The 17,646-nt window shown below is 36.3% G+C and carries 14 protein-coding genes; 10 read left to right on the forward strand and 4 right to left on the reverse strand.

Translation table 11 applies throughout. The annotated features are described in order from the left end of the window. Positions 1-59: 59 nt before the first annotated feature. From CLORY_RS01905 to CLORY_RS01950, 10 genes are read left to right on the forward strand one after another with little or no spacing between them, the layout of a single operon-like run. Positions 60-1,214: an ABC-three component system protein gene (locus CLORY_RS01905; protein WP_058085659.1), complete on the forward strand. Its 1,155-nt coding sequence runs from the start codon at positions 60-62 to the stop codon at positions 1,212-1,214. Beyond that, positions 1,198-1,425: an ABC-three component system middle component 7 gene (locus CLORY_RS24165; protein ID WP_058085660.1), complete on the forward strand. Its 228-nt coding sequence runs from the start codon at positions 1,198-1,200 to the stop codon at positions 1,423-1,425. The genes CLORY_RS01905 and CLORY_RS24165 overlap by 17 nt, the downstream gene beginning before the upstream one ends. Beyond that, on the forward strand, positions 1,415-3,067 hold the full coding sequence (locus CLORY_RS01915; protein ID WP_058085661.1) for a DUF2326 domain-containing protein: 1,653 nt from the start codon (positions 1,415-1,417) through the stop codon (positions 3,065-3,067). Before CLORY_RS24165 ends, CLORY_RS01915 begins: the two co-directional genes overlap by 11 nt. Next, positions 3,067-3,279, forward strand: coding sequence for a helix-turn-helix domain-containing protein (locus CLORY_RS01920; protein WP_058085662.1), 213 nt, complete (start codon positions 3,067-3,069; stop codon positions 3,277-3,279). The genes CLORY_RS01915 and CLORY_RS01920 overlap by 1 nt, the downstream gene beginning before the upstream one ends. Further along, on the forward strand, positions 3,276-5,147 hold the full coding sequence (locus CLORY_RS01925; protein WP_330384069.1) for a type I restriction-modification system subunit M: 1,872 nt from the start codon (positions 3,276-3,278) through the stop codon (positions 5,145-5,147). Before CLORY_RS01920 ends, CLORY_RS01925 begins: the two co-directional genes overlap by 4 nt. A gap of 4 nt (positions 5,148-5,151) precedes the next feature. Then, positions 5,152-6,543 (forward strand): restriction endonuclease subunit S, encoded by a 1,392-nt coding sequence (locus tag CLORY_RS01930; RefSeq protein ID WP_058085663.1) that lies wholly within the window; start codon positions 5,152-5,154, stop codon positions 6,541-6,543. A gap of 1 nt (position 6,544) precedes the next feature. Then, positions 6,545-7,006: a TFIIB-type zinc ribbon-containing protein gene (locus tag CLORY_RS01935; protein ID WP_074097862.1), complete on the forward strand. Its 462-nt coding sequence runs from the start codon at positions 6,545-6,547 to the stop codon at positions 7,004-7,006. Next, a complete protein-coding gene (locus CLORY_RS01940) occupies positions 6,993-7,778 on the forward strand; it encodes a hypothetical protein (protein ID WP_198963675.1) in 786 nt (261 codons plus the stop codon). Before CLORY_RS01935 ends, CLORY_RS01940 begins: the two co-directional genes overlap by 14 nt. A gap of 20 nt (positions 7,779-7,798) precedes the next feature. Continuing rightward, complete coding sequence (locus CLORY_RS01945; RefSeq protein WP_074097863.1) at positions 7,799-10,771, forward strand: type I restriction endonuclease subunit R; 2,973 nt, start codon at positions 7,799-7,801, stop codon at positions 10,769-10,771. A gap of 25 nt (positions 10,772-10,796) precedes the next feature. Further along, positions 10,797-11,696 carry a GIY-YIG nuclease family protein gene (locus CLORY_RS01950; RefSeq protein WP_009052922.1) on the forward strand — a complete coding sequence of 300 codons (900 nt, stop codon included), beginning with the start codon at positions 10,797-10,799 and terminating at the stop codon, positions 11,694-11,696. A gap of 202 nt (positions 11,697-11,898) precedes the next feature. On the opposite strand, the gene rlmD is transcribed toward CLORY_RS01950, so the two are convergent. The 4 genes from rlmD to CLORY_RS01975 form a co-directional block, all read right to left on the reverse strand. Next, on the reverse strand, positions 11,899-13,260 hold the full coding sequence (rlmD, locus tag CLORY_RS01960; protein WP_079421843.1) for a 23S rRNA (uracil(1939)-C(5))-methyltransferase RlmD: 1,362 nt from the start codon (positions 13,258-13,260) through the stop codon (positions 11,899-11,901). A gap of 32 nt (positions 13,261-13,292) precedes the next feature. Beyond that, complete coding sequence (locus tag CLORY_RS01965; RefSeq protein WP_079421844.1) at positions 13,293-13,988, reverse strand: MgtC/SapB family protein; 696 nt, start codon at positions 13,986-13,988, stop codon at positions 13,293-13,295. A gap of 104 nt (positions 13,989-14,092) precedes the next feature. Further along, complete coding sequence (locus CLORY_RS01970; RefSeq protein ID WP_079421845.1) at positions 14,093-15,853, reverse strand: ABC transporter ATP-binding protein; 1,761 nt, start codon at positions 15,851-15,853, stop codon at positions 14,093-14,095. After that, positions 15,854-17,602 carry an ABC transporter ATP-binding protein gene (locus tag CLORY_RS01975; protein WP_079421846.1) on the reverse strand — a complete coding sequence of 583 codons (1,749 nt, stop codon included), beginning with the start codon at positions 17,600-17,602 and terminating at the stop codon, positions 15,854-15,856. Positions 17,603-17,646 lie beyond the last annotated feature (44 nt).

The raw sequence follows: 17,646 nt of genomic DNA on the forward strand, positions 1-17,646 counted from the left end.
CTAACAGATGGGTACAGATGGATACAACCGGATACAAAGCATGAAGGAGGTAATTTCTATTGATATTGACATTTAGCGAATTCGCACAAATCCTGATGCCCATATTAGGTTCTGGGGCAAATACTGCAGAATTTACTAAAGAGTTGTTCTCTAATATCACTACTTTTCCAGATGATATGGATGGAGATTACAACCCTATTCATGACGTTACAAGTTCAGCTCTAAAAAGCTATTTTAATGGCACTAGGCCTATTTCATCTATGGCGAAAAAAATTAATAAATACATAGATATAGATAAGTTTGAGAACTATATTAATTCGGCAAATGAAGACGCTCAAAGCTCCTTAGGTAGTAAACTTTCGGAGTATTTTCCAGACATTAATGCGTTCAATACGCCTGAAAAGTGCGCTAAAATTTTCAAAGATATTCTTATTGAAAGTGCAACATCAGGAAAAAGCAAAAAAGCCACTTCTACATCAAGTAAAAGTGGCCAATTAATAAGTGTTGACGTGCTAAAAAACGAGTTTGGTCTACGTCTAATTTTAGAGTCAAATGGTATTTGCCCCAACGATAATTGCTATCAACCTCTGTATGTTACGAGCAACAATGGTAAGACAGCAGCTAATTACGAAATTGCTCAAATCGATCCAAAATTGAAACCTGATAGCTATGAAAACCTTATTGCTTTGTGTCCAAAATGTAAAAATAAGTATTTGTTATCTCCAAGTCAAGATGATATTAAACGCATGGCAGATATTAAAAGACATCTTATGCTAGAAGCTAATGCTATTGAAGCTTTGGCTGATTCAAAGATAGAAGAGGGCGTAAATAGAGTTTTAAGAAAAATAAGCACCACTCCATTCACAGAATTGATTCCTTTAAACTACGATCCAGTTGAAGTAAAAAGAAAGATTAAGAGAGACAATGTCCCTCTTTTTATCAAAATTCAAAGCAGTGTTAATATCTACTATCTTTATGTTGAGAATTTATTTCAACAGTTGAGTAAAGAAGGTCAATTACGGTTTGAGCCATTCTCCATGCAAGTGAAATTAAATTACTGGAATCTACGTGATCAGGGTTTATCACAATCTGATATCTATTATAAATTAGTTGATTGGCTTGCTAAAAACACAAATGAAAGTAAAGAACCGTGCGAAGTGATTATTTCATATTTCGTACAGAAGTGCGAGGTGTTCGATGTTATTGCCGAATAAAATTTTCACATATAACGAAAGTATATTGTCTAAATTCCCTTTTGTCCTTAAAGAACTGTCAATTTCTCCACAATCAGTAATAACTCTTTACATGAAGATGCGGCCTCTGATATCTGATGTGGGCGAATATATAGAAATCCTCGATTCTCTTTATGCATTACAGAAGATTGAATACGACGAAGATCGAGAGGTGTTGATATATGTTAGTTGAAATACATTGTGATGAATTTATGTCCTATGGAAAGCCCCGAAAACCTATCATTTTCCATGAAGGACTTAATACTGTGCTCGGCGGCCAATCAGCAGATAATTCTATTGGTAAATCTACGTTCCTTCTAATCATAGATTATGTTTTTGGAGGCGATACTTACAAGTATTCAGATGCTGCACACAAACTGAAAAACCACTTTATTAAATTTGCTTTTAAGTTTGATAATCAACACTATTATTTTTGTAGAGATATTGTTAACAGTGAGGAGGTTTCTGTTTGCGATAAAAACTATAATATTCAAAAAACTATACCACTTCAGGAGTTTAAAGATTTTCTATTTTCAAAATACAATATTAATCTTCCTCATGTTACTTTTAGAGATGTTGTCGGGCGCTATTTCAGAATTTACGGTAAAGATAATCATTCTGAGAAAAAGCCTCTCCACTCAACCAGCTCAGAACCAGCTGAAAAGGCAATCACTGCTTTAGAAAAACTTTTTAATGTTTTTGATAGAATTCAAGAATATAAAACGGTTGAGTCAATGAAGAAAGATAAGTTTGCAACATTTAAAAAGGCAAGGAAATTTGAGCTTTTGCCCTTCTCAATTACAACAAAACGTCAGTATAAAGAAAATGAAAAGGAAATTGCAAGATTACGGGAAGCTTTAGTTAATCTCACAGAACAAATAGACAAAGATTTATCACATGATGATCTAGTCCATGCGGAAGAAGCGTCAGCCATAAAAGCTGAAATAACCTCTATTAAGAGGCAGAGAAGCAGACTATTATCTCAACTTAAAGTTGTAACAAAAAACTTGAGTGGCGAACGCGTTATATCTGAAAGCGATATAGTTGAATTAGCGCAATTCTTTCCAGAGGCGGATATAAGAAAAATTAAAGATATTAACAGATTTCATGGTAAGATGCAGCAAATATTAAGCGACGAAATGACTGAAGAGGCGGAAAGATTGCGGGTATTAATTGAGTCTACTGAAATAGAAATATCTAGACTTGAAGATGATTTACGGAAACTTGGTATTCCTGCGAATCTTTCAAAACGTTTTTTAGAAAATTATTCAGAAATAGAACGAAAAATCAATATGCTGGAAGCACAAAATAGTGCCTATATTAATTCAACTAATCTAAAGGAGGAGGTAAAAATAGCCTCTGAAAATCTTAGAATAGCCCAAGAAAAAGAACTGCGTTTTATAGAGAGCGAAATTAATGAGCAGATGGTCCGTTTCAATGATTTTATTTATGATGAAACCCGTAAGGCTCCTGTTATTGATTTAGATAATGGAAAGAGATATGAATTTTACACTCCTGACGATACCGGTACGGGGACTTCATTTAAAAGCCTTATTATTTTTGACTTGAGCATTCTTAAATTAACTCCACTACCTGCTATTGCTCACGATTCTCTAATTTTTAAAAACATAGGTGATGCTCCGATTGACAAGATAATGGAGTTGTACATGCAAAGTAAAAAACAGATTTTCATCTCTCTTGATAAAGATGGTGCTTACTCTGAAAAAACAAGGTCTATACTTAACAAAACAGCCGTATTGCATCTTAATGAAGGCGGCGATGAATTATTTGGTCGCTCTTGGAACAAAAAAGATGCGACCCAAGGAGGCTTATAATGTATATAAGTTATAACAAACTATGGAAGCTGCTAATTGACAAAAATATGAATAAACAAGATCTAAAAAAACTTAGCGGTGTTAGTTCTGCCTCTATTGCAAAACTAGGTAAAGGCGAAAACATCACTACAGATGTATTAGTCAAAATCTGTAAAGCACTTGATTGTGATATAACAGATATTATGGAGTTAATTCACGAAGAGAAGAAATGAACATTCAACAACAAAGAAAATATGGAAAGGAAGCGTTTTATATGGATAACCAAACCTATAATTCAATAGTAAACTTTATTTGGGGAATAGCCGACGATTGTCTGCGAGACGTATATGTACGAGGTAAATATAGAGATGTAATCCTGCCTATGACAGTAATCCGCAGATTAGATGCTGTATTAGAGGAAACTAAACCTGCTGTTCTTGAAATGAAAAAGAAACTAGACGAGGCAGGTATCACCAATCAGACTGCTGCACTATGCAATACAGCTGGACAGTCATTTTGCAACAGTTCACCTTTTTGCTTGCGTGATTTAACCTCTAGAGCAAAGAAACAAACTTTAAAGGCAGATTTTATAGCGTATTTGGATGGTTTCTCTCCTAATGTTCAGGAGATATTAGATAAATTCAAATTCCGCAACCAAATAGACACTATGATCGATGCAGATATACTTGGTGCTGTTATCGAAAAATTTGTATCACCTACAATCAATTTAAGTCCCAACCCGGTTTATAAAGATGATGAAAAAAAGGAAATTCGTCTACCAGGTCTTGATAACCATACCATGGGGGTAATATTTGAAGAACTTATTCGCCGCTTTAATGAAGAAAACAATGAAGAGGCCGGAGAACACTTTACCCCTCGTGATGTTGTCGAATTAATGGCCGATCTTATTTTTGTACCAGTAGCGGATAAAATTAAGGATGCAACTTATTCATGCTATGATGGGGCTTGCGGTACAGGTGGTATGCTTACCGTAGCCCAAGACCGCCTGATGGAGCTTGCTGAAAAAGCTGGCAAGAAAGTATCTATTCATCTTTTTGGCCAGGAAATAAATCCAGAAACGTATGCTATAGCTAAGTCTGATTTACTATTACAAGGCCAAGGAGATCAGGCGGACCATATTGGGTTTGGTTCCACCCTCTCTAACGACCAATTCCCTACCTACCAGTTCGACTTCATGCTAAGTAATCCACCGTATGGTAAATCATGGAAAGTTGATGCAGATAAGCTCGGTGGCAAGAAAGATATTATGGACAGTCGTTTTGTGACCAACTTTGCTGAAGATCCTAATTTCAGTATGATTCCAAGAACAAGTGACGGACAGTTACTTTTCCTACTCAACAATGTTGCAAAAATGAAGAAAACTACCGAGTTAGGTAGCCGTATCGCAGAAGTGCATAATGGTTCCTCCTTATTTACAGGTGATGCCGGACAAGGTGAAAGTAATGCCCGACGCTATATGATAGAGAACGACCTTGTAGAAGCGATTATTGCGCTACCAGAAAATATGTTCTATAACACAGGAATTGGCACTTTTATTTGGATTCTTTCTAACAATAAAGCTGAACACAGAAAGGGTAAGATTCAACTTATAGATGCTACTTCTTTAAAGTCGCCTCTTCGTAAAAACCTTGGGAAAAAGAACTGTGAATTCACTTCTGAGATTAGGCGCCAGATTTTGGATTTATATATGGCTTTTGAGGAAAATGAGTATAGCAAAATTTTTGATAACAACGAGTTCGGTTATTGGAAAGTAACTGTTCTTCGCCCTGCATATAACGAAGATGGCACTATTCAGAGAGATAAAAAAGGAAAACCTTTTGTCAATAAAGAGCTAACAGATACAGAACAAATCCCTTTTACCTATGAAGGTGGCATCGAAGCATTCTTTGAAAAAGAAGTAAAGCCCTTTGCTCCCGATGCATGGATTGACGAAAAGCAGACAAAAATCGGTTATGAAATTAGTTTTACAAAATATTTCTATAAACCGATTCAGCTAAGAACACTAGAAGAAATAACAGCAGACATTCGTTCACTCGAAGAAGAAACAGACGGATTACTTGCTGAGATTATAGGGGGTTGAGAGAATGTTGAAACCCTATGAAAAATATCAAAATACAGAATACGATTGGCTAGGGTTGATACCACTACATTGGCAATGGCTATATTTATCGCAAACATGTACGGAGAAGAAGCAAATTAAAAACACAGGAAATATTGAAAAAAAGGTTCTTTCATTAAGCTATGGTAAAATTGTACCTCGTAAAAATGTTGATCTTGGTTTAGCCCCGAAAGACTATAGTAGTTACCAAATTGTAGATAAGAATGATATTATTCTGAGGCTTACGGATTTACAAAATGATAAAAAAAGTTTAAGGACTGGGCTTGTAAAGGAACGTGGGATAATCACATCTGCGTATACTTGCCTTAAGCCTTTTCAAAATGCTGCATATTTACAATATCTCCTTCATTCCTATGACACCCAAAAAGTGTTTTACGGAATGGGAGGCGGTGTGAGACAGTCAATAGGATATAAAGATATTAGAAATATTCGCATTCCTTTTCCTCCCCGCGAGGAACAAGACCAAATCGTTCGCTTTCTCGATTGGAAGCTTGCTAAAATCAATAAACTAATTCGAGCAAAGAAAAAGCAGATTGCATTATTTAATGAACAAAGACAAGCTATTATAAATAACGTAGTTACAAAGGGGCTAGATTCCCACGCCAAGTTGAAGGAAAGTGGAATTTCCGGACTAGGGAGTATTCCATCTACGTGGAGTGTTAAACCCTTAAAATATTGGGCTAAAAGCAATTTACAATCACTTAACTCGTCAACTGAAGCAGATTTTGAATTTGATTATTTAGATATTAGTTCTGTCGGTTTTGGCTATGTTAAACAAGAACCCGTACATTATAGATTTGATGAAGCTCCTTCACGAGCAAGAAGAGTTGTAAAATATGGAGATACCATTATTTCAACAGTTAGAACTTATCTTCGTTCTATGTGTTTTATTGATCATGATATAGAGCATTGTATTGTTTCCACTGGCTTTTCTGTTCTATCACCTATTAAAGGAACAGTATTACCAGAGATATTATCTTATGCATTGAGTTCAGATTACTTTGTCAATGAGGTAATAAAAAATTCAATAGGTGTTTCTTATCCTGCAATAAATAATAAAAAGTTATTAAGCTTAAAGGTTGCTCTCCCCTCAACAATAGAAGAACAACTACAGCTTTATAATGAAATTAAAACAAAAACAACTCTATTAGATAAAGGAATTTTATCAATCAAACAGCAAGTTACTACTTTAAAGGAATTTCGTACCCGCCTTATTTCCGATGTGGTAACGGGAAAAGTCGATGTACGTGATATCGAAATACCTGAATATGAAGCCGACTCTGATGAAACTATCGACGATGAAATTGATGATAATCTCGTCTTAGATGAAGAAGACGGAGAAATGGAGGTGGAATAACATGAGCGACGATTTTCATATGGAAATATCTATACCAGCAGATAACGATGGATATATACTTTTGCAATGCCCCAACTGTGGTACTTTCTTCAAAGCTACTCCTTCTGATATTGAGGACGATGGCGTACTTGAACTTTTTTGTCCAAGTTGTGGCCTTGTAGGAGAAGACTACATTACAGAGGATGTATTAGAGTTGGCTATGGCAATGGCGCAAAACAAGGCGATGGACATGATCCACGAAGAATTTAAAAAAATGGAGCGTCAATTTAGGAAAGGACCTGTTACTTTTAAGGCTGGAAAACGTCCCAAGCATGAGCCTGAAAATCCAATTCGTTCTGGCATTGAAGCTCTAGAAATCGTATCATTTCCGTGTTGCAAGCGCACTGCCAAAGTAAAGCCTATTCTAAGTATGACCGGGTGCTACTGCCCGTTTTGTGGGGTGAAAAATTATGAAGTTGAATAGAGCAGACTTAAGAAAAATCATGTATGATTTCAACAGTATTTCTAGTCGTCTTCTACAAGCTGATTTCAACGACTATACAAATGTGCTATCAAAATTTATTGCATTTATTAAAAATACACCTATTATTATTGATTACATTATAGCTTGTGGAGTTTGTGATCAAGACTTGAAACAAGAGTTTGACGAAGTTAGTCGTTCTTACGGAAGATGTATTTTTTCTCTTGGAGATACAGATGAAGAAGAGATTCGAAATGTCTTTGCAATCTTAAACTATATTGCTGAAAATAACATCGAAATACATCTAGGCGTTGCCTTTGGATATTCGTCTTCAAAAAAATATCAAGACAAAATCAAAGGATTCAACGACCGAGTTGTTATGGTATTAATTCACCATATAGAAAGATACTTAACCAAGATAGGAATTGATATGGGAGTTGATGAAAAAATTATTTATTCAATTACAGTACAAAATGGACAAGTCAATATTGCCAACGACAATGCTTCCATTTCAGCAACCAATACAGTGGGCATTGATACTACCCAACTTGAAAAGTTGATACAAGCAGTGAGAAAAACTGCTGATGGTTTATCAAACGAAGATGCTGAAATTTTGAATAGCAATTTAGAAGTTATAGAAGAAGAAATAAAATCTGAAAACCCTAGAAAAGGTTTTATAAAAACTGCAGTTTCCGGATTGAAAATGCTAAAAGGAACCGCTGAGTTTGCTGCGGCAATTACGGCGCTAATTCAATTTATTAATCCATTGTTATAACAAGAACGGAGGTGGAATAAATGACTGCTACTAATACACGAGAAAGTGGTCTGGAATCTTTGATTGTAGATTGGCTTGTAAATCAAAACGGTTATGAGCAAGGAAGCAATGCTGACTATAACCGAGACTATGCTATTGATGAAACACGTCTATTCCGTTTTCTTTCAGCGACGCAGCCGGATGAAATGGAAAAGCTCGGTGTATTTAAAAGCGACTTAAAAAAGGCTCAGTTTCTAAACCGACTGCGTGGTGAAATAGCAAAACGCGGAATTATTGATGTACTTCGTAATGGAATTAAGGTTTATCCTGCCGACCTGGTTATGTTTTATCTTACACCAAGTGAGAAGAACATAAAAGCAAAAGCGCTATTTGAGCAAAATATTTTCAGCGTTACACGACAACTCCAATATTCAAAGGATGCGACTCGTCTTGCCCTTGATCTGTGCATTTTTATCAATGGCTTGCCGGTTATAACATGCGAGCTTAAAAATCAACTTACAAAGCAGAATGTTGATGATGCAGTATATCAATATAAAACCGATCGTGATCCAAAGGAACTGCTTTTCCAATTTAAACGCTGTATGGTTCATTTTGCAGTAGATGATGCAAGGGTCAAGTTCTGTACTAAGCTTGATGGTAAAGCTTCCTGGTTCTTGCCATTTGACAAAGGGTACAATGATGGGGCCGGCAACCCTCCAAATCCTTCTGGTATAATGACAGATTATTTATGGAAGGACATCCTTGAAAAGTATATGCTTGCACATATAATCGAAAATTACGCTCAAGTTGTTGAAAAAGTAGACCAGGAAACAAAAAAGAAAACATATACACAAATTTTCCCACGTTACCATCAACTGTCTGCTGTTGAAAGTCTCCTCTCAGATGTACGACATAATGGTGTTGGCCAAAGATACTTAATTCAACATAGTGCTGGTAGTGGAAAATCAAATTCTATTGCATGGCTGGCTCATCAACTCGTAGGGCTCGAAAAGAATGGAAAAGCCATCATTGACTCTGTGGTAGTTGTTACAGACCGTGTAATACTTGATAAACAAATTCGAGATACGATAAAACAATTTATGCAGGTTTCTAGCACTGTAGCATGGGCAGAACACTCTGATGATTTAAGGAAAGCAATCAATGGCGGTAAGAAGATTATAATAACTACTGTACATAAGTTCCCTATTATTCTTGATAGTATAGGTTCAGAACACAAAGGGCGTTCTTTTGCCATAATTATTGACGAGGCCCATTCATCACAGAGCGGTAACATGTCGGCTAAGATGAATATTGTATTATCAGGTGAAGTTACTGGAGAAGAGGAAGATTTTGAAGATAAAATCAACCGTCTTATGGAAGGGCGCAAAATGCTGAAGAACGCTAGCTATTTTGCATTTACCGCTACTCCGAAAAACAAAACCCTTGAAATGTTTGGTATCCCATACCAAGACGGAGATGAAATTAAACATCGTCCGTTCCATGTATATACAATGAAGCAAGCAATTCAAGAAGGTTTTATTTTAGATGTACTTAAATACTATACCCCTGTTGACAGTTATTACAGACTTGCTAAAACCATTGAAGATGATCCTTTATTTGACAAGAAAAAAGCACAAAAGAAACTCCGTCAATTTGTAGAAAGCAATAAATTTGCCATATCACAAAAAGCAGAAATCATGGTGAACCACTTTCATGATCAGGTTATTTCAAAAGGAAAAATCGGAGGAAAAGCGCGAGCTATGGTGGTTACGAGTAGTATAGAGCGCTGTATAGAATACTATTACGCAATTAATAAATGCCTTGCTGACAGGCGTAGTCCTTATAAAGCTATTATTGCTTTTTCTGGGGAAAAAGAATATGGTGGTAAAACTTTAACCTCTGCAGCAATTAATGGCTTCCCAGATAATACAATTGAGAAGGTGTTCCGTAAGGATCCATATCGATTTCTTATAGTGGCTGATATGTTCCAAACGGGTTATGATGAACCACTACTCCATACAATGTACGTTGACAAAATGCTATCTGATATAAAGGCGGTTCAGACTCTATCTCGACTGAACCGCTCTCATCCTCAGAAACATGATACTTTTGTACTTGATTTTGCAAATAAAACAGAGACCATTGAAGCAGCATTCTCAAAATATTATCGGACAACTATTCTGTCTAATGAAACTGATCCGAACAAGCTTTATGATCTCATAGCAATTATGGAATCCCATCAAGTATACGAAAGTGGGCATGTTGATTCGCTTGTTGAACTGTACTTAAATGGTGCAGAACGTGATAGGTTAGATCCTATCCTCGATGCATGTACTGCTATTTACAAAGAGCTTGATGACGAAGGGAAAATTGAATTCAAAAGTGCAGCAAAAGCATTTGTTCGAACATACGGCTTTCTTGGAGCTATTCTTCCTTACGGTAATGCAGAATGGGAAAAGCTATCAATATTTTTAAATTTATTAATACCTAAACTTCCTTCTCCCAAAGAAGATGATTTATCTCAAGGGATACTAGATTCAATTGATTTAGATAGTTACCGAGTGGAAGCTCGTGATTCTATGTCTCTTGTATTAGATGATGCTGACGCTGAGATTGGCCCTGTACCTGCTGGTCGTGTAGGTGGCATAGTGGAGCCAGAAATGGATTTGCTTTCTAGCATTCTTTCATCATTTAATGACTTGTTCGGCAATATAGACTGGAACGATGCTGATAATGTTCGCCGCCAAATTCTAGAAATACCAGGAATGGTTACAAAAGACGAGCGCTATATTAACGCAATGAAAAATTCAGACAAGCAAAATGCGCGTATGGAAAGTGAACGTGCCCTTCAGTCGGTTATATTTAGTATAATGGCGGATAATATGGAGTTATTTAAGCAGTTTAATGATAATCCTTCGTTTAAGAAATGGCTGTCGGATCTTGTTTTCAATTTAACGTATAACCCTGAAGGAAAGCCATTTGAAACTCCTTACAATGATTCAAATAACAAATAAGCTGTTACGAGAGAGGTAAAGGATTATGGCTAAACGAGGAAAAAGTATAAATTTGTTTTTAATGGATGGCACACCAAATGGGAGAATAAAGTGTACTCTTGCTAATTGGACAGGCGTGGCTTACAAAATACCTCGAACAGAACTAGATAAGTGCAAGGGACGCGAAGATTTATCACAGAGCGGTGTTTACTTCTTATTTGGCACTTCCGATCAAACAGACGACAATATGGTTTATATTGGTCAAGCTGGAGTACGAAAAAATGGAGAGGGTCTTCTCTGTCGGTTGATAGAACATAAGCGAAATCCTGATAAAGATTATTGGACAGAGGCTGTTGTATTCACTACGTCCAATAACTCCTTTGGTCCCACAGAGATAAGTTATCTTGAGAACCGCTTTTGTGGACTTGCAGTAGAGGCAAACCGGTATGTGGTTAAGAATGGAAACGACCCTACTCCAGGAAATATAACCGAGGAAAAAGAAAGTGAGCTTGAAGAGTTCATTGATTACGCTAAGATTATAATGGGCGCTCTTGGACATAAATTATTCGAACCACTAACAGATAAACCAAAAGCAGCTATCACTGTAGAATCTCCCGAAGAAGAATTGCTTCTCTTTATGAAGCGAAAAAGTCGTAAGAGTGGACAAGTAATTGAGGCAAGCTGTAAGCAAACAAACGAGGGCTTTGTCGTCTTACAAGGCAGTCGTATAGAAACTATAGATTCTGATAGCATTCCACCTGGAATTAAAGAACGCAGACAAAAAGCCAAAATAGATGAAAATGGAATACTTCAAGAAAACATCTTATTTCGTAGCCCATCATATGCTGCTGCCTTTGTCATTGGCGGGCACGTAAATGGACTGGTAGAATGGAAAACGAAAGACGGGGTATCATTGAAAGAAATAGAAAACAGTGAAGAAAATTAAGCGGAAATTTACATCCATCCTGTCTCCTCAACCCTGTTAATATATCTAACCTATCAACTCAACCCTATCACTTTCAAGGCAGTTGATATGTTACCGCAAACAATAAAAATAAGGGTTTTCTGACATTATTTCTTCCGGCAAAGTAACCGTGAGAAAAACCTAATGTCTGGAAACCCTTTATTTATCAGTATTTTTAGTAGAGCTACTTCTCCACCCTTGACATCAAGACAACACACTCAACGTGCCCCGTCATCGGAAACATATCCATCACTCTAACTTTCTCAATCTTATATCCTCTAGCCTCCAGCACCTTCAAATCATTCATCAACGTTTTCGGATTGCAGGACACATAGATAATCTCCTCAGCCTGAAACTTTATAACATAATCCATAGCAGTAGGATGTACACCTGTTCTCGGCGGGTCAAGTATTATTATATCTGGCTTGTCTTTTACCTGCTGAATGACCTTAGCGACGTCACCAGCTATAAATTCACAGTTGGTTATGCCATTCAATTTTGCATTCTCTTTTGCACTTTCCACCGCTTCTGCAATAAGTTCTATGCCTATAACCTTCCTAGCCTTTGCTGCTGCAATCTGACCTATGGTACCTGTACCGCAGTATAAATCAAATACTGTTTTGTTATCAGCATCTCCCATGAATTCTCTAACGATTGAGTAAAGCTTCTCCGCACCTTGCGAATTTGTCTGAAAAAAGGAGAAGGCGCTTATTTTAAAGGTAAGTCCAAGTATCTCTTCCTCTATATAATCTGTTCCATATAAAACATCGACCTTTTCTGGAATTACAGCATCAGCCAGGTTATCATTAGTAGTATGAAGAATTCCGTTAACCTTTCCTTTATAATCTAGTGCTAGTAACTTATCTACATAACCTTTAAGGTCAAGTTCCAGTTGAGATGTTGTTACAAGATTTATTAAAATTTGCTGCTTATTTTTAGATTTTCTTACCACAAGGTTTCTAAGGTATCCTTCATGATTCATTACCTTATACTTTGGCACCTTAAGTTCCTTGAAATATTCAAGTGTAGCAACCAATACTTTTCTTATATCCTCATCAATAAGCATACATTGATCAACTGTAGTTACAGAGAAACCCTTATTAGGCATATGCATACCAAGAGTCATCTCTCCGTCTTTCTCCATATCCCCAAAGGTGAATTCCATTTTATTTCTATATTCAAAAATTTCAGGGCTCGATGAAATTCCTTCATATATGTAATCTTTAAATCCATTCTGCTCAAATAGCTGTAAAACTTCCCTCTCCTTATTTTTTAGCTGAAGTTCATAGGGCATGAACTGATGAGAACAGCCGCCGCAAAAATCAAAATGCGGGCATTTTAATTCTATCTCGTAAGGTGCTTTTTCTACCTTTTCAATAAGCTTAGCCTCTGCATATTCTCTTCTTTTCTTGGTAATTCTAGCTTTAACCTTCTGACCTGCCGCTGCATTTTTTATATAGCATTTAAGTCCGTCAAGATGAGCAATACCTGTAGCCGGAAATTCCGTAGTTTCTATTTCAAATTCATAAGTTTGTCCTTTACGCATTTTAATCATCCTTTATTGTATATTATTTATGTTTATTCCACTCTGATTTCCTTTATATATTGGACATTTTTCAGTTGTGCTGCCAATTCACTGCCACGTTTGTCTTTCGGTACTATGAATGTGTAAGTAAGTTCAAGCTCCTCCTCATCGTCATTTTCCTCAGGATACTCTATATGCTTAATTCTGATACCATTCTCTCGAGTATACTTCTCAAGTTCTACAAGTGCCATTTTATTATCGCTAAATGTTATTGAGCATGTAAATTCTCTTGTTTTATCTATATACTTCTTTTCAAAGTTCTTTAAAAATACCAGAGCCAAGTACAAACATACCAGCGACGCTATACTGAGCTCATAGTATCCAAAACCTATTGCTATACCTATACAGGCTACTACCCATATGCTGGCTGCTGTAGTTAAACCCTTAATAGACCCTTTGTCACGTATAATTGTTCCTGCTCCAAGGAAGCCTATGCCGGATATGACCTGTGCGGGAAGTCTTCCATAATCCACTTTAAACAGTTGCGCTGCCGCCTTGTCTCCTGCAACAGAATTCTGTACATCTGCTATTATATTAATTTGTATCATAGATATGATAGCAGCACCTACCGTCACTAAAATGTGGGTTCTAAACCCAGCAGTTCTATTATTTTTTTCCCTTTCAAGTCCTATAAGTCCACCCACGACTACAGCTAAAATTAATCTGATAATTACATCTGAAAGTTTCATTCATTAGCTCCTCAATGTTTACTCCAATTTATTATATGACTATTATATATAATTATCAGAACTTTTTACAGTACAAAATGCTGCAGCATTGTAATCCTCCATAATTAAATTATTTCACGAACAAATTGGCTATTGTAGAGTTCATAATAGAATCCATGTTTTTCAAGCAAAGCTTCATGTTTTCCCTGCTCAATTATATGTCCATCCCTCATAACAAGAATTATATCAGCATCCTGAATTGTTGATAAGCGATGAGCGATTATAAAGCTTGTCCTTCCTTTCATCATCATCATAAATGCTTCCTGTATTTTAATCTCTGTCCTTGTATCTATGGATGAAGTGGCTTCATCCAAAATAAGCATCGGCGGAAGAGATAACATTACCCTTGCAATACACAGCAGTTGTTTTTCGCCTTGAGACAAACCTTCTCCGTTTTCAGTTATTTCTGTATCATAGCCTCTTTGCATACGCTTAATAAAGTTGTGTGCCCTTGCAGCCTTTGCAGCTGCAACAATTTCTTCATCTGCAGCATCAGGTTTTCCCATGCGTATATTGTCTCGTACTGTTCCTGATTTTAGCCATGTATCCTGCAGTACCATACCATAGTTGGTTCTTAGACTTTTTCTGGTTACTTCCTTAATATCATTGCCATCTACTCTTATTTTGCCGCCGTCAGTCTCATAAAAACGCATAAGCAGATTTATAATTGTAGTTTTGCCGCAGCCTGTAGGTCCAACTATAGCAATTTTCTGTCCTGGTTTCGCAGTAAGATTTAATTTTTCTATCAGTTTTTTATCTGACGTATAAGAAAATTCTACATTATCTAAAGTAACTTCCCCGCTTACAGCTGCCAGTTCTTTTGCATTTTGCAGGTCTGGGTTCTGCGGCTCCTCATCTATAAGTTCAAGAATACGCTTGGCACAAGCTAATGCATTTTGAAGCTCCGTAACTACACCGGATATTTCGTTGAAAGGTTTTGTGTATTGATTAGCATAGTTAAGGAAAGCTGCCAAAACACCTACTGTAAGCGATCCGTTAATAACAGCTATAGCTCCCGTAATCCCTACGCCAGTATATACAAGTCCATTTATAAATCTTGTAGCAGGATTAGTTATTGAAGAAAAGAAAATAGCATATAGCGAACTTTTTTCAAGTCTATTATTTATCTCTTCAAAGGTATTAACCGCCTCTTTTTCATGTCCAAAGGCCTGCACTACCTTTTGATTTCCAATCATTTCATCTATAAATGCAGTCTGTTCACCCCTTATTTCTGACTGAGACTGAAACATTTTATAGGTTCTTCTGGCTATAAAGCTGGCAACAAACAGTGACAGGGGAGTTAAACATACCACTACAACTGCGATTGCAGCACTTTCATAAAACATAAAAATTAGTGTTCCGATAATCGTAATGACTCCACTGAAAAGCTGCGTAAATCCCATTAGCAGCCCATCTGCTAACTGATCAACATCTGCAATAACTCTGCTTACAATTTCTCCATAGGAATGCTGATCTATATATTTCAGAGGCAATATCTGTATTTTCTTAAAGGCATCCTTTCGCATATCTTTTATTACATTATAAACAATTTTATTGTTACACATATTCATAAGCCACTGAAAAATACCTATAGCAGCAATTACCGTTACCATTAATTTTAAAATATGAATAAGTCCTGCAAAATCTACTTTTCCAACGCCAACCATACAGTCTATAGCATCACCTATAAGAGATAAAATATACAGCGTTAAAGTCACTGATATTGCAGCAAACAGTAATGAACCTGCCACATAAAGCCAGTAAGGTTTTATATATTTAAGCACTCTTTTTATAGTTTCCTTTTTATCATCTATTCTTTTGCTCATCTATATTGCCTCCTGCTTCTTAATGTTCTGGGAATGGCATATCTCCTGATAGATTTCACAATCTTCCAATAACTTCTCATGTGTTCCTATTCCTGATACTCTGCCATCATCTAAAACTACTATTTTATCTGCAAATCTAACAGCTGCACTTCTTTGAGACACTATAAATACAGTAGGTTTATTTTTCATGTTTGAAATAGCCGTTCTCAGTTTCGCATCAGTTGCATAATCAAGAGCTGATGCACTGTCATCAAGTATAAGCACCTCTGGATTTTTAACTAATGCTCTGGCTATTGTCAGACGCTGCTTCTGTCCACCTGACAGGTTTTTGCCTCCCTGATCAATCATAGTTTCAAGACCTTTTTCCTTCTGATCTACAAATTCTTTCGATTGAGATATTCTAAGTGCTTCCTGTAATTCTAAATCAGAAGCGCTGCTTTTTCCCCAACATAAATTCTCACGAATTGTACCTTTAAATAAAACAGCCTTCTGCATTACTATTCCAATCTTCTGTCTCAGTTTAGCAACATCATATTCTTTTATATCTCTACCATTAATTAATATTTCTCCAGCTGTAACATCATAAAATCTAGGTATCAGATGTACCAATGAAGACTTTCCTGAGCCTGTTCCCCCAATAATACCTATAGTTTCTCCTCTTTTTACACTGAAACTTACCTCTGATAAAGCTTCATCACCAGCTTCAGAATACTTAAGAGCTACACGTTTAAATTCTATAAAGCTATCATTTTCTATATTTTCCTGTTCCACATCAATGTTATTTAAAGCTTTATTTTTATCAATGCTAGGTTTCATATCCAGCACATTCTGTACTCGGTTTCCGCAGGCTATTGATTTAGTTACATTAATTATTAGATTAGCTAATTTAATTAGTTCTACTAATATCTGCGACATATAACTTACTAATGCTATTACTGCACCAGTAGTCAATGTTCCATTTGACACCTTTATTGCTCCTGTCCATAATAAGACTACAATGGCCCCGTTTACAATAACATAAGTTACGGGATTCATTATGCCTAGGATACGTCCTACAAAAAGTTGTAATTTTGTAAGGTTCATATTGCTGTCGTTAAAGTCGTTAATTTCATCCTCTTCTTTGTGAAAAGCCCTTATTACTCTTGCCCCTGTAAGGTTCTCTCTTGTTAACCTCAATATCACGTCAAGCCTTGACTGTACCTTCTTATATAGCGGTATACTTATAAGCATTACTCCAAAAACAATAATGGAAAGCAGAGGTATAGCGACAACAAAAATAAGTGCAGCCTCTGCGTTTATGGTAAAAGCCATTATCATTGCGCCAAATACAATAAACGGAGAACGCATAAATAACCTTAGTACAAGGTTCACACCCGATTGCACCTGATTTATATCGCTTGTCATTCTAGTAATCATAGTTGATGTTCCCATATTATCCATTTCTGAAAACGATAGTGTCTGTATATGCTTAAACAAATTAATGCGTACTTTTGCAGCAAATCCAACCGCTGCCTTAGCTGAAAAATACTGAGCGGTGATAGAACATGTAAGCCCAATTACACCAAGCAATATCAGAATTATACACTTATTCAAAACATAACTTTTATCATGGCTGCTAATACCTACATCTATAATAAGCTTCATCACTATTGGAACCAGTAATTCAAACGAAGCCTCCAGCATTTTAAATAATGGTGCTAAGATGCTTTCTTTCTTATAATCCTTCAAATATATTAACAATTTTCCCATACGCTATGTCCTTTCTTGCTTTTTTCCTTATGTTATATTATCAT

The organism is Clostridium oryzae (genome assembly GCF_002029235.1).
In the GTDB taxonomy this organism is placed as follows: domain Bacteria; phylum Bacillota; class Clostridia; order Clostridiales; family Clostridiaceae; genus Clostridium_AE; species Clostridium_AE oryzae.

Bases quoted from the DNA above. Each gene is read 5' to 3' on its own strand.
- CLORY_RS01925 (WP_330384069.1), top strand. From the start codon at position 3,276: ATGAACATTCAACAACAAAGAAAATATGGAAAGGAAGCGTTTTATATG.
- CLORY_RS01970 (WP_079421845.1), bottom strand. From the start codon at position 15,853: ATGAGCAAAAGAATAGATGATAAAAAGGAAACTATAAAAAGAGTGCTT.
- CLORY_RS01915 (WP_058085661.1), top strand. From the start codon at position 1,415: ATGTTAGTTGAAATACATTGTGATGAATTTATGTCCTATGGAAAGCCC.
- CLORY_RS01950 (WP_009052922.1), top strand. From the start codon at position 10,797: ATGGCTAAACGAGGAAAAAGTATAAATTTGTTTTTAATGGATGGCACA.
- CLORY_RS01975 (WP_079421846.1), bottom strand. From the start codon at position 17,602: ATGGGAAAATTGTTAATATATTTGAAGGATTATAAGAAAGAAAGCATC.
- CLORY_RS24165 (WP_058085660.1), top strand. From the start codon at position 1,198: ATGTTATTGCCGAATAAAATTTTCACATATAACGAAAGTATATTGTCT.
- CLORY_RS01945 (WP_074097863.1), top strand. From the start codon at position 7,799: ATGACTGCTACTAATACACGAGAAAGTGGTCTGGAATCTTTGATTGTA.
- CLORY_RS01930 (WP_058085663.1), top strand. From the start codon at position 5,152: ATGTTGAAACCCTATGAAAAATATCAAAATACAGAATACGATTGGCTA.
- CLORY_RS01920 (WP_058085662.1), top strand. From the start codon at position 3,067: ATGTATATAAGTTATAACAAACTATGGAAGCTGCTAATTGACAAAAAT.
- CLORY_RS01965 (WP_079421844.1), bottom strand. From the start codon at position 13,988: ATGAAACTTTCAGATGTAATTATCAGATTAATTTTAGCTGTAGTCGTG.
- CLORY_RS01940 (WP_198963675.1), top strand. From the start codon at position 6,993: ATGAAGTTGAATAGAGCAGACTTAAGAAAAATCATGTATGATTTCAAC.
- rlmD (WP_079421843.1), bottom strand. From the start codon at position 13,260: ATGCGTAAAGGACAAACTTATGAATTTGAAATAGAAACTACGGAATTT.
- CLORY_RS01935 (WP_074097862.1), top strand. From the start codon at position 6,545: ATGAGCGACGATTTTCATATGGAAATATCTATACCAGCAGATAACGAT.